Raw genomic sequence first — 11,784 nt, forward strand, 5'->3', positions numbered from 1 at the left:
CTTTATCAATTTAAATACTATTTAAAAAAAGCTGATACTTTGAAAGTATTTAGATTCATTCCTTAATTTGTATAACTAAAGTATTTTCCAAAAATATATGATTTTGGGTTTTCCATACATTCGCAGGCACAGGATGTCTAGCATCCTGAATAAGTTCTAAGCTATTCAGAATACCTTTATTATCGAGTAATTGATGTAGCGGAATACTTTGCTTTTAATAATTTTCTAAAATAAGATCTAATAAAATTTTATCTAAATAACTTTGAGAAAAATATGAAAGATATTGAAATTATAGAGATAAATGAAATTGGCGGTTATGAAGAAGCCTTATCGCTATTGTTAGAAGATTCTGTAAATAACGGAGCTTCAATAGGTTTCTTAGCTCCTATAGAAAAGAACGAAGTCTTAAATTATTGGCGTGAGATCAACCATAAATTAGCACAAGGTAATAGCCGTCTTTGGATTGCCATTCAGGCAGGAAAGATTGTGGGTAGTGTTCAATTATCTTTGGTAAGTAAAAAGAATGGAGTTCATAGAGCCGAAGTTGAAAAACTCATGGTGCTTACATCGGCAAGAAAACAAGGAATAGCAACTTTACTACTCGATGAACTAGAAAACTTTTCAAGAGAAAAAGGTCTGCGCTTACTTGTCTTAGATACACGTGAGGGCGATGTGTCCGAACTTTTATATAGCAAAATTGGATTTGTTCGTGTGGGTGTCATTCCAAACTTCGCATTAAGTTCAAATGGGAACTACGATGGAACAGCTATTTATTATAAAAAGCTTGTTTGAAATTAGCTTTTGAAAAATAGGCAGTTACTTTAAAAAAGAACTGCCCGAAATACTAAATTGTTTAATGAGGAGCTTTTAAAAGTTTTAAAGCATCTTCTAAACCATAAATACTTCCTGCTAAATACTTTGATACTTGGATACTGCATTCAAGTAAAAGCGAAGTATTTTCGGCAATTTTTTCTTGGGTTAAACGTTCAGAAGGGCCTGAAATCGTAAGTGCCCCTTGTAACTGTCTACCATTGCTAAATACAGGTACAGACAAAGAGGACGTTTCTGGGTCACGTTCCCCAAATGAACTTGCCCAAAATTGATTTTGGACTTGTTGTAGATTTTCATCTACTTCAGTTTGAGAAAATGCGCGAAGAATTTTACCCGAAGCCCCAACATTTACTGGGAAGGTATCTCCTTCAGAGATTGAAACTTTTACAGAACGAACTGGTTCAATGCGAAACAGAACCACGCGCTTATCGTTATCTAAAATATAAAATGAAGAAGTTTCACCTGTTTCTTTGGTGATTCTTTCCAAAATAGGATAAAGCACATCTTTAAGCTTAAAAGAATTTTGATAAATTCTTGATAATTTTAACGGTGTAATGCCTAAAGAAAATTGACCATCTTCATTTCTAACAACATAACCATGACGTTCTAATGAACTTAGTAATCTAAGAATAGTACTTTTATATAGCTTTGTACGGCGTGAAATTTCTGCGAGAGATAAGACGGGGCTATCTATATCAAAAGCATCTAAAATAAGTAATGCTCTATCTACGGCAGCTACACCTGAATTTTGCTTATCCATTTGGCTATCAGGATCTTGTGTTGATTTCGTCATACAAAAATATAAAAACTCAATTAAATTTAAGTGTTTTAGGAATAAATAAGTATAGCTGTAATTTAAAAGATGAAATAGATTTTTTAGTGAATGTCAGCGTGTGGCGAGATAAAACATAGAAGAATATAAAAAGTGCCTTCAAATGTTGAAAGCACTTTTCATGATTTATATAAGACCGATCACTAGAGCCGCAACATACATCACTAGGCAGGTTCCAGTACACCAGAGTATGGATGCCTTTTGATTTTCACCATAATCTACATTAGTTAAAGAACATAATAGATAAGTAGAGGCAACCATTGGGCTTAACAAATGAATAGGTTGACCGATTAAACTTGCGATAGCCATTTCATTTGCACTGATCCCATAATGTGAAGCAGTTTCAGCAAGAATAGGTAAAATTCCAAAATAAAATGCATCATTCGTCAAAATGTATGTAAATGGCATGCTGATAAAAGCAGTAATCGATGATAGATAAGATCCAGACGATTCAGGAATAATTGAGATGAGATGCTGAGCAATAGCTTCAATCATGCCTGTACCTGTCATGATGCCTACAAAAATACCCGCAGCAAAGATCAGGGAAGAAACTGCTAAAACACTATCTGCATATTTCGCGACTAATTTTTTCTGTTCAGAAAGCTCTGGGAAGTTAACCACTAAACCGATACAGAATGCCAAAATGAACAGAGGCGCTAAAGGTAAATAACCTTTAATCATTGAAAAAACCAGAAGAACAGTAAGTATCAAGTTGAACCATGATTTCCAGCTTTTCGTATTTTGCTCATGATGGATAAGATCGTCATCTGGTTTAATTTCATGAATACCTAAGCGCTTTCTTTCTTTTAAACCTAAGTAAAAAGCGACAAATATGACCCAAATAAGACCCGCACACATCACGGGCAACATTTGTAAGAAGAGTCCAGTTGGGTCGACTTTAAGTGCGCTCGCAGCTCTAGAAAATGGACCAGCCCAAGGTAAAATATTCATTACCCCAATTGACAGTAATAGAACTGTTGCCATGACTTGTGGGCGGATACCAATTTTTTTGTACAAAGGCAATAAGGCTGTAGCGACAATAATATAAGTCGTTGCGCCATCACCATCTAGCCCGACACAAATTCCAAGAATACCTGTGCCCACAACAATTTTTAACGGGTCGCCTTTAACAATTTTAATGATGAATTGAATAAGAGGATTAAAGAGGCCAGCATCTGTCATCATGCAAAAATATAGAATTGCAAAGGTAATCATGATGCCAGTGGGAGCTAGTAATTTGATTCCATCAATCATCATGCTACTCATGTCTGCGACATGACCAGTCAGAAAAGCAAAAATTACTGGAATAATTACTAAGGCTGTAAGTGCGGATAAACGTTTTGACATTACCGCATACATAAATACAGCGATCATGCTGTAACTTAAAAAAACTAACATAAATCAATCCTTGATTTACTTAAGAAATAAATTTTAAGTAGAAATTAATGATGAGAAAACATTGGCTTACCAAAATTTTCTAATGGCATGATTCCATTTCTATAATCAGCAATAAAAATTCGACCCGATGAGATATCTCTATCAAACAAATTTCCATCTTTAGTGTGTAACTCTTTTAGGGAAACAAAAAGATTCATACATGCATCCTTGTAGTTCTACTGTACAGAACGATGTTCTATTAATTATTATTTTTTAGCTAATTTAGAGTCATGTCAAGTGTTTTTAAAATTAATTGAATTTGTCATGGGCGGATAAAATTTTTAATTTGCATTAAAAATAGAACTATGTTCTATTAGATAGAACGCTTCTGCGTTGTATGTAAAAATATTCTTGTGCAATAGGAAATGTAAGCATATGAGCCATTCAAAGGACATCGATATATTGGTGAGTGAGGTTGGACCTCGCGATGGTTTGCAAAGTATTAAACAAACCATGCCAACCGATATGAAGAAAAAATGGATTTCAGCTTTAGCTCAAGCAGGATTAACTGAAATAGAAGTTGGATCTTTTGTATCTCCAAAATTGCTGCCACAAATGGCGGATTGCGGAGAGCTGGTTGAACACACTTTGACTTTAAAAGATGTATTCGTTACAGCTTTAGTCCCAAACTTAAAGGGTGCCGAAAATGCATTTAGAGCTGGGGTTCAAAAAATTACGATCCCTGTCTCAGTGAGTGAACCTCATTCACTTTCAAATATTCGTAAAACTCATGCTGAAGTTTATGAAGAAGTGAATTCAATCATTCAGCTGAGAAATGAAAAATATCCAGAAATATTAATAGAAGCAGGCCTATCAACAGTCTTTGGCTGCACGATTCAAGGTGTAGTTACGGAAAATGAAGTCCTAACGATGGCTCAGCGAATGGCCCAATTAGGAGTAGATGAGATTGGTTTGGCAGATACGGTTGGATATGCAAATCCTGTCCAAGTCCGCAGTCTATTTAAAAAATTAAAACAGGAAGTAGGGAATTTAGCAGGTAGCGCACATTTCCATAATACGCGTGGGCAAGGTCTGGCGAATGTTTTAGCCGCAATTGAAGTGGGGGTGACTACATTTGATGCATCGCAAGGCGGCATTGGTGGTTGTCCATATGCACCTGGTGCATCAGGCAATATTGTCACTGAAGATTTAGTTTACCTGTTAGAAAGCATGGGATTACGTACCGGTATTGATATTGATCGACTTGTTGAAGCTCGCGAATGGTTAAAGCAAGGGATACCAGGAGAACCACTCTACGGATTTATTCCAGATGCAGGCGTAGGTAAAAATTTTAAATATGCAAAGGACCAATAACATGAAAGATGAAAAGAAACTCCCACTGGCTGGAATCCGAGTTTTAGAATTCGTACATATGGTTATGGGGCCTGCATGTGGTTTACTTCTCGCAGATTTAGGTGCTGAAGTCATCAAGATTGAACCATTGCCTCAAGGTGACAACACTCGCAGACTTATGGGGTCGGGTGCGGGTTACTGGATGACTTATAACCGTAATAAAAAAAGTTTGTCAGTTGATATTAAAAGTGAAAAAGGAATGTCACTTGTTAAGGACTTAATCAAAACTGCGGATGTTGTGATTGAAAACTTTAGACCCGGAGCGATGAAAAAACTAGGACTTGATTATGAAGGGGTTAAATCAATTAAGCCCGATATTATTTATGGTTCAATGAAAGGCTTTTTACCCGGTCCTTATGAACATCGGACAGCCCTAGATGAAGTCGTACAAATGATGACTGGGCTTGCGTATATGACTGGTCCTGTGGGACGTCCATTACGTGCTGGAGCATCTGTTAATGATGTGATGGGCGGAATGTTCTGTGCTTACTCAATCGTTGCCGCTTTATACCAACGTCAATTAACGGGCCAAGGTCAATTTGTTGAAACTGGTTTATTCGAAAACTCTGCATTTTTGGTTGCGCAGCACATGATGCAAAAAGCTGTGACAGATAAGCCTGTCGCTCCAATGCCAAATCGTGTTTCAGCTTGGGCTGTATATGATGTTTTCAACACTAAAAATAATGAACAAGTATTTATTGGTGTAGTTACTGACTCGCAGTGGATCGCATTCTGTGACGCTTTTGGTTTAGAGGTACTAAAAAATAATCCGGATTTTGCTCAAAATAACCAACGTGTAAAAGCACGTGAGCAAATCCATCCAATTATTCGTGAAGTGCTGAGTCAATTAGACAAAACAAAAGTAATGGAGCTATGTGAACAGGCTGGTTTACCTTTCTCTCCGATCCAACGCCCAGAAGATTTATTTGAAGATATTCACTTAAATGAATCAGGAGGTATGGGGAAAGTAGTTCTAGAAAATGGTAAGCAAGTAAAGGTTCCTTTACTACCATTTACAATGAATGGTCAACGTTTCGGTGTCCGTCAAAATGTGCCAGAAGTTGGTGAAGATACCTTTGAAGTTCTTACATCTTTAGGTTATGACCATACCAAAATCAAAGAACTTACTGATTCGCAAGTTATTAAATCTAACTAATGCTTTATAAGCATAAGATTTTTAATATGTGCTCAATTTAGATAAATCTAACATTGCTGAAATGGGCTACGAACCATGTAGCCCATTTGCTTTTAATAACGAACTTGAATACCTCAAAACAAGATGAGCATATGTTTTTGTTTGAGTGTTTATTCATCATTTAACGCGCATTCAAAATTACTTGGATTTTCTTTACATCTCACTTTTTTCAAAAAGTTCATCATTTTAGGGTCGTAGATACCTGCCTTGGTTAGCTGTATACGAGCCTCACGCATCATTTTCATATAATTTACTTGTTCATTTTTAGGAATTTCCATCCAATATTTTGAAGGAATATCACTTTCATATTTAGCAATAATGCCAAACGTTCTATTTAATTGGCTGGCTACCCAAGTTCGTGACTTTTGCCCAAAACCTGCTGGAAATTGGTCTTTACGAATAATGAAGTTTGCTGAAATTTGAGTTAAAGGGAAACGAATGATTGCTCCTTTCTCACCTAAACCTTTGTATAGCTCGAAAGGTTTAAATGCCACAATAGGAGCAGGCACAATATCAATTTCATGGTTATTAAACTTCGCACCGGCATTGGTCACGTCTACCGATACAGCCTGACCGCCAACATGTTGCACAAGCTTAGGTTGGGCTTCATCATATTTAAATACCCCAATTTTTTTACCAGCAGCTTTAGCGAGAGTATTTATACTTCTATCATTAACAAATAAATAAGCAGGGCCAATTGTCCCTAAACCTGCAATTTCGTAAGGACCTACCACCATGTTTTTTGCGGCCATAGGTGAGGACAAAAGCTTATAGGCATTAATTGCCGTTTTCATATTTGTTAATGCGCCAACCGCATCTAAAGATCCTGTGTATTTATTAAACTGACGGCCACGTAAACCACTAATAATAGCGCCATCACATTTGCCAACTTTTAAATCTTCAGCTGCAACGCGTTCATCAACATATGCTTTTAAAGATAGATCAGCTCCCCAATTTTTAGCTTCAAGTGCATAATCTTTGGCTAAAGCGAAAGCGTCTCCCGATTTACCAATGGGGTCAAAAACACAAACGACTTGTTGTTTGGCATAAAGAGTTGTTGTTAAACATGTGCTTGCAATAAGTAAAATAGTTTTAAAACGATCCATATCTAATTATCCATTATTTAAATTATAAAAATTATTTTATAAATCTGGGTTAGATTAGATATGACACTTCAATAAGAATTTAAAGAGAAAAGGTCAAAAGAAAGCTTTGTATCTCTAGATTTACCTAAAAATCAAAGATACAAAGCTTAAGCAAAATCAGTTATTTGATTTTAAAAGGATCTTCAACTGCTGGCGTGCCGACATTATCCCAGAAGTTTTGTAGTACAAATCCATATTCCGATAAGTTTTCTTTGAAAGGCTCAAGCATTTGATCTGCTGAAGGCTTTTTCCAGTCAGCCTGTAATTCACAAGCTAGACTAAAGGTCGTTACTGGTTCTGCACCTGCATTTGCCATGCGTAATGTAGCGGCCTGAACCTCATATTGATTCCATGCGCCACATGCATCAATGACTGGGTAGACTTTATATCCATCATTTAATAGCGATAGTGTCGGGAAAGTACAGCAAGTACCAATGGTTACGCCAGCAATAATAATATGGGTTCGACCTGTTGCTTCTAGTAAATTAATAAGTGCTTTACGAAAAGTCGGGTCTTCGTATGCATTAATGATCCCTGTACGTCGATAAATTGAATTATCAGGGAACAATGACTTAATTTCTGGGAGAGTATCGCCGTTTTGCCATTGTGCGTTTGATGAGGTAATGAGTGTTGGAATATTAAGAGCTTTGGCCGTACGCGCTAAACCAAGAACATTACTTTTTAATTCAGCGAGGCTCGATGTATCACGAACGCTCGCCATTAAACCAACTTGATGATCAATAAGTAATAAAACTGTATTCTCTGGGGTTGGTTTATCGTAAGCAAATAAACCTAGATTTTTTGCTTCTTTTGGTGAGTTTTTATTTGCTTTTATAGTATCAGTAATGGGGCTGATAATATCTTCTGCACGGATTGATGTAGTCATTTTTAACTCCGAAGAATAATTTGAGACGAGAAAGTACGGAACTTAGATTTAAGACAATCTAAGTTCAGATTTGGATGTTTAGGCCAAATGGGTTAAATAGTGTTTAAAAAATCAAGACTTAACTGAAGCGCTGAATGCGAAATGGTATGTCCCGTAGCGGGTAAAATATTCAACTCAACATTTAAGTTTGCTGCATGCATTTGTTGATATGCACTTTGGCTTTCGCTTGGAGGAATAACAGTGTCTGATTCACCATGAATTAATAAAATTTTCGTGTTTTTATTAATTTCATTATTGATTGGGCTTGCTAATCTTCCAGCGATGCTAATCAGCCCAGCAATAGGCCAACGCCCTGAAACGACCGCATCTAAAGCCATTATTGCACCTTGAGAAAATCCTAAAAAAACGACTTTATCTAGGTGGTTTTCTAATTGATTTTCGTTAATGATCTCTTGGATTTTTTGGTCAAACTGAGTTCTGGCTTCTTTAATGCGACTAAAGCGATTCTCCTCATTAACCCCAGCGATGCTAAACCACTGATAGGCTTCTTTACTGTTCATAAAGCTAAAAGGAGCATTGGGTGCGACAAAATTCAAATTAGAATGATTGGCCTTAAAAAACTCTCCAACTGCTTCTAAGTCTTCACCATTACTACCGACGCCGTGTAATAAAATTATAAATAGATCTTTCATTTTAATATCCTGAATGAGCTGCATATTTGGTTTTTAGATGCCATTCATGCAATGGCATCTCATCTATTAACTAGCTTAGTTTTTAAAAGATTTACTTAAAGAAAAAGGTCCATCACCAATGAGTGCGAGAGCAACTAAAGAAATAATCCACATAAATGGGAATTCCCAGCCACCATTAGGGTTTGTAAAAAAGAAACCAGCAGCACCATGAACAGTAAATATTGCTCCTAAAATCTCCCAGAGAATAGTCACATATGCCATCCATCCTGGAACTCCAACAGATTGGAAAAATTGTGCTGTACCTGCTGGTGTAAATACAAATAGTTTAAGACCAGCATGGGCAAAGAAATAAAGTGCTAGGGTTATACGGAGTAGTAATGCCGCATAAGGAGCTGTGTTTGATGTATTCATTGTATGTCTCGATGAGAATTAGCTTGATGAATACATACTACTGTTGAATTTTTAAGTGATTAAGTAGGCTAAAATTGAATATTTATTTCTATTTTGGAAATAATTACTCGTAAATTTCCCATTCGGCAGGATATGCATATTGCTCTTTTAAGTAATCAATCAGGGTTCTCACCTTGTTGGCTAGATGTTTTGCTGGTGGGTAGACCGCATAGAGACCTCTTCGCGGTAATTCATAGTTTTCTAAAATAGGAATAATCTTTTTGTCGATAAGTGCATCTTTTAAAATAAACATGGGTAATCTGGCGATGCCAAGTCCTGCTATGGTTGCAGCTAAACAGGCTTCTGTATTCGCAAAATGAATCCGACCATTTACATTGATTGTATGTAATACATTCGAAGGTGATTTTTCAAAAAAAGCCCATTCATACGGATCTTTAAAGTTTGTATCGATGATGCAGGAATGAGACTCTAGGTCTTGAAGGCTTTGAGGATAGCCAAATTTTTCTAAGTAAAGGGGAGATGCGACCAATACAAATCTAATTTGAGATAAATGAGTTGCAATTAAATTATTATCTTTAAGCTCTCCAATTCGAATGGCGATATCAAACCCTTCTTCAATGACATTCACCGGACGGTCGGTAAAGCTCACGTCTAATTCAATTTGACTATATTTCAGGGCAAAGTTAACCAGTGTTTTGCTTAATTGCACTGTTCCGAAAGAGTTAGGAGCACTTATTTTTAGTTTACCGACTGGGGCGCGAGATTGATTTTTAATACTAATCTCAATTTCATCAAACTCTGCCATAAGTTGCTTAATTCGGTGGTAATAAGCTAATCCGAGTTCTGTGGGTTTTAATGAGCGTGTTGATCTCTTTAGAAGCTGTACGCCTAATTCGTTCTCTAGTTTTGAAATGAGCTTGGATGCTTGTGCGACGCTTGTATTTAAATTTTCGGCAGCTTTAACAAAACTTCCTTGCTCAATGATCGAAATAAACATGCGATTACATTCAAGTCTATTCATATAGATTTATTTTTACTTAAATTCGTAATCGTAGTTTTAGCATAAAAAATTTGGATAAGTTAAGCGGGTAAAAACTAAAATAAGCCGTGGAAGATTTTCAGCGTTTTAATGATCCATAGGAATCTTTATGGTGAAAATACTTTTTGAGCCTTGATTGCTATATTGAATGGAACCTTTAAGTGCCACAATAATGGCATGTACAACAGCTAATCCTAAGCCTGTACCACCAAACTCTTTATTTCTTGATTCTTCTAATCTAAAAAAGGGTTTAAACAGATCATCTTGGAACTCAGTTGCGATGCCGGGGCCTTCATCTTCAATTTTTAATATCCAGTTTTCTGAGACCACTTCTGAAGAGATCTTAAGTTTTCCTGCATTTGAATAACGAATAGCATTATCAATTAACGCAATTAAAACTTGCTCAATACGGCGACGGTCACAAAATACAGGTGTAGTGGTTAAATCAAGTTCTGGCTTTAATTTTGCTTGTTCTAGGCGGTCTTCAAAGGCCTTGAGAACTTTTTCAATCACAGACTTAAAATCTAATAACTCATAATTTAATCTTAACTGTTGATTCTCAACTAAACTTATCGTTCGTAAGTCTTCAACTAAATGAGATAAACCTTCAACTTGATTTAAAAGACTTTTAAATAGAATTTCATCAGGCTTAAAAACGCCGTCGATTATGCCTTGCAGGCGGCCTTGTAAAATTGTGATTGGCGTTCTTAACTCATGCGCTATGGCAGCATTCCAGACTTGTGCATTTTGAACAGAAACTTCTAGCTTTTGCGCCATATCATTAAAATTATATAAAAGCTCTGACATTTCTGCGGAGTGAATTCTGTTGTCGTAAGCTCTAGCAGAGAGATCACCTTGACTAATTTTGTTGGCTGCTTCGGCTAAGAAGTTAATCGGCACAATAAAACGTTTTGCGAGGTGCATTCCGATCACGAGTGAAATCATACAGCCACAGAAGATAACAGTAGCCAACCAGATCCAATCTATAAAATGGAAACTGGTCCAATCTTCTTGAAGTGAACTTAAAGTAATCCAGCCTTTTTCAATTGCATAGTTATAAATGACATAACCCAGCACAACGGAAAAAAGCGTAACGCTTAAATTAACAATACTTAATGCAATAAAGAGTTGCTTGCTAATTCCTAACTTACTTTTCATAAAATTCCCTAGCTATATTTTTAATATTATTTAGGCGTCATTTTTTACAGCTAGTGGATTATCGAGTCTATATCCTACGCCACGTACATTAATCAACATTTGAAGTATTCCTTGTTCCTCCAATTTCTTTCTAAGCTTACTTACATGGCTATCTACAGTTCGTTCTAGTGCATCGCTATCGTTCATGCAATGATTCATAAGTTCACCACGGGTAAAAACTTTGTGGGGCTGGTCAATCATGAAGGAAATAATTTTATATTCAGTCAGTGTGAGATTAAGCAATATTTTCTTATTTTGAGAGTGTAGATAAACACTATGAGTATCCGTATCAATTTCAATATCTTTGTAGACCTTATTTTTGTTAAATGGCTTGTTTGTTAACTGGGTCCGTCTTAAGACTGCCTGAACTCTAGCAATGACTTCATTAGGGTTAAATGGCTTAACCACAAAGTCGTCTGCACCAACTCTTAATGCCATGACTTTATCAATATCTTGATCTAGCGCCGTTAGCATAATTACGGGCGTCTGAGCTTTTTGGCGTATTTTATTTAACACTTCCCAGCCGTTGAGCTCGGGTAATTTAATATCAAGTAAAATCAAATCAATGGGTTGGCTAGAGTGCAATTCAATGGCTTGCTTTCCATTCATAGCACGAATAACAATCATTCCTTCACGTTTTAAATAATTTTCAATAATGTCGCCAATGTCGTAATCATCTTCTACAACGAGGATAACTTTATCGTGACAATCAAAAGAAAAAGAACGATCAAACATAGAAATTTGGCTATATAAAATGCTTCAACTC

13 protein-coding genes and 1 pseudogene are annotated in these 11,784 nt (G+C 36.3%); 3 read left to right on the forward strand and 11 right to left on the reverse strand.

Going from position 1 to position 11,784, the window contains the following annotated elements; genetic code table 11:
* Positions 1 to 55: 55 nt before the first annotated feature.
* Positions 56 to 214: pseudogene (locus K6I41_RS08975) on the reverse strand (alpha/beta hydrolase family protein); the annotation flags it as partial.
* A 59-nt stretch (positions 215 to 273) separates the two neighbouring features.
* Between K6I41_RS08975 and K6I41_RS08980 the strand changes: the two are divergent.
* Positions 274 to 792 (forward strand): GNAT family N-acetyltransferase, encoded by a 519-nt coding sequence (locus K6I41_RS08980; protein ID WP_250375689.1) that lies wholly within the window; start codon positions 274 to 276, stop codon positions 790 to 792.
* A gap of 61 nt (positions 793 to 853) precedes the next feature.
* Here K6I41_RS08980 and K6I41_RS08985 read toward each other — a convergent pair whose 3' ends face one another.
* From K6I41_RS08985 to K6I41_RS08995, 3 genes are all read right to left on the reverse strand, one after another.
* Positions 854 to 1,624, reverse strand: coding sequence for an IclR family transcriptional regulator (locus tag K6I41_RS08985; protein WP_250375690.1), 771 nt, complete (start codon positions 1,622 to 1,624; stop codon positions 854 to 856).
* Between the two features lie 165 nt (positions 1,625 to 1,789).
* On the reverse strand, positions 1,790 to 3,061 hold the full coding sequence (locus K6I41_RS08990) for a CitMHS family transporter (protein WP_250375691.1): 1,272 nt from the start codon (positions 3,059 to 3,061) through the stop codon (positions 1,790 to 1,792).
* Positions 3,062 to 3,105: 44 nt separating this feature from the next.
* On the reverse strand, positions 3,106 to 3,258 hold the full coding sequence (locus K6I41_RS08995) for a hypothetical protein (protein ID WP_250375692.1): 153 nt from the start codon (positions 3,256 to 3,258) through the stop codon (positions 3,106 to 3,108).
* 217 nt (positions 3,259 to 3,475) lie between these two features.
* Between K6I41_RS08995 and K6I41_RS09000 the strand changes: the two genes are divergently transcribed.
* Positions 3,476 to 4,414: a hydroxymethylglutaryl-CoA lyase gene (locus tag K6I41_RS09000; RefSeq protein ID WP_068527804.1), complete on the forward strand. Its 939-nt coding sequence runs from the start codon at positions 3,476 to 3,478 to the stop codon at positions 4,412 to 4,414.
* A gap of 1 nt (position 4,415) precedes the next feature.
* Positions 4,416 to 5,609, forward strand: coding sequence for a CaiB/BaiF CoA transferase family protein (locus tag K6I41_RS09005; RefSeq protein WP_250375693.1), 1,194 nt, complete (start codon positions 4,416 to 4,418; stop codon positions 5,607 to 5,609).
* Positions 5,610 to 5,758: 149 nt separating this feature from the next.
* Here K6I41_RS09005 and adeT1 read toward each other — a convergent pair whose 3' ends face one another.
* The 7 genes from adeT1 to adeR all read right to left on the reverse strand — a co-directional run bounded on the left by adeT1 (position 5,759) and on the right by adeR (position 11,753).
* On the reverse strand, positions 5,759 to 6,754 hold the full coding sequence (adeT1, locus tag K6I41_RS09010) for a putative multidrug efflux protein AdeT1 (RefSeq protein ID WP_250375694.1): 996 nt from the start codon (positions 6,752 to 6,754) through the stop codon (positions 5,759 to 5,761).
* 160 nt (positions 6,755 to 6,914) lie between these two features.
* On the reverse strand, positions 6,915 to 7,679 hold the full coding sequence (locus K6I41_RS09015; RefSeq protein WP_005305417.1) for an isochorismatase family protein: 765 nt from the start codon (positions 7,677 to 7,679) through the stop codon (positions 6,915 to 6,917).
* Positions 7,680 to 7,771: 92 nt separating this feature from the next.
* Complete coding sequence (locus K6I41_RS09020) at positions 7,772 to 8,371, reverse strand: alpha/beta hydrolase (protein WP_250375695.1); 600 nt, start codon at positions 8,369 to 8,371, stop codon at positions 7,772 to 7,774.
* A gap of 75 nt (positions 8,372 to 8,446) precedes the next feature.
* Positions 8,447 to 8,782 (reverse strand): DoxX family protein, encoded by a 336-nt coding sequence (locus tag K6I41_RS09025; protein ID WP_250375696.1) that lies wholly within the window; start codon positions 8,780 to 8,782, stop codon positions 8,447 to 8,449.
* A 103-nt stretch (positions 8,783 to 8,885) separates the two neighbouring features.
* Entirely contained in the window at positions 8,886 to 9,779 is an 894-nt protein-coding gene (locus K6I41_RS09030) for a LysR family transcriptional regulator (RefSeq protein WP_250375697.1), read from the reverse strand.
* A gap of 129 nt (positions 9,780 to 9,908) precedes the next feature.
* Positions 9,909 to 10,979 (reverse strand): two-component sensor histidine kinase AdeS, encoded by a 1,071-nt coding sequence (adeS, locus tag K6I41_RS09035; protein WP_250375698.1) that lies wholly within the window; start codon positions 10,977 to 10,979, stop codon positions 9,909 to 9,911.
* A 30-nt stretch (positions 10,980 to 11,009) separates the two neighbouring features.
* Positions 11,010 to 11,753: an efflux system response regulator transcription factor AdeR gene (gene adeR, locus K6I41_RS09040; RefSeq protein WP_250375699.1), complete on the reverse strand. Its 744-nt coding sequence runs from the start codon at positions 11,751 to 11,753 to the stop codon at positions 11,010 to 11,012.
* Positions 11,754 to 11,784: the final 31 nt, after the last annotated feature.

The sequence above is a fragment of the Acinetobacter sp. AS23 genome, assembly GCF_023612055.1.
In the GTDB taxonomy this organism is placed as follows: domain Bacteria; phylum Pseudomonadota; class Gammaproteobacteria; order Pseudomonadales; family Moraxellaceae; genus Acinetobacter; species Acinetobacter oleivorans.

What these genes read in the sequence shown, in the direction of transcription:
- K6I41_RS08980 (WP_250375689.1), top strand. Translation starts at nt 274, where the DNA reads ATGAAAGATATTGAAATTATAGAGATAAATGAAATTGGCGGTTATGAA.
- K6I41_RS09005 (WP_250375693.1), top strand. Translation starts at nt 4,416, where the DNA reads ATGAAAGATGAAAAGAAACTCCCACTGGCTGGAATCCGAGTTTTAGAA.
- K6I41_RS09015 (WP_005305417.1), bottom strand. Translation starts at nt 7,679, where the DNA reads ATGACTACATCAATCCGTGCAGAAGATATTATCAGCCCCATTACTGAT.
- K6I41_RS09025 (WP_250375696.1), bottom strand. Translation starts at nt 8,782, where the DNA reads ATGAATACATCAAACACAGCTCCTTATGCGGCATTACTACTCCGTATA.
- adeT1 (WP_250375694.1), bottom strand. Translation starts at nt 6,754, where the DNA reads ATGGATCGTTTTAAAACTATTTTACTTATTGCAAGCACATGTTTAACA.
- adeR (WP_250375699.1), bottom strand. Translation starts at nt 11,753, where the DNA reads ATGTTTGATCGTTCTTTTTCTTTTGATTGTCACGATAAAGTTATCCTC.
- K6I41_RS08995 (WP_250375692.1), bottom strand. Translation starts at nt 3,258, where the DNA reads ATGAATCTTTTTGTTTCCCTAAAAGAGTTACACACTAAAGATGGAAAT.
- K6I41_RS08990 (WP_250375691.1), bottom strand. Translation starts at nt 3,061, where the DNA reads ATGTTAGTTTTTTTAAGTTACAGCATGATCGCTGTATTTATGTATGCG.
- K6I41_RS08985 (WP_250375690.1), bottom strand. Translation starts at nt 1,624, where the DNA reads ATGACGAAATCAACACAAGATCCTGATAGCCAAATGGATAAGCAAAAT.
- K6I41_RS09020 (WP_250375695.1), bottom strand. Translation starts at nt 8,371, where the DNA reads ATGAAAGATCTATTTATAATTTTATTACACGGCGTCGGTAGTAATGGT.
- adeS (WP_250375698.1), bottom strand. Translation starts at nt 10,979, where the DNA reads ATGAAAAGTAAGTTAGGAATTAGCAAGCAACTCTTTATTGCATTAAGT.
- K6I41_RS09030 (WP_250375697.1), bottom strand. Translation starts at nt 9,779, where the DNA reads ATGTTTATTTCGATCATTGAGCAAGGAAGTTTTGTTAAAGCTGCCGAA.
- K6I41_RS09000 (WP_068527804.1), top strand. Translation starts at nt 3,476, where the DNA reads ATGAGCCATTCAAAGGACATCGATATATTGGTGAGTGAGGTTGGACCT.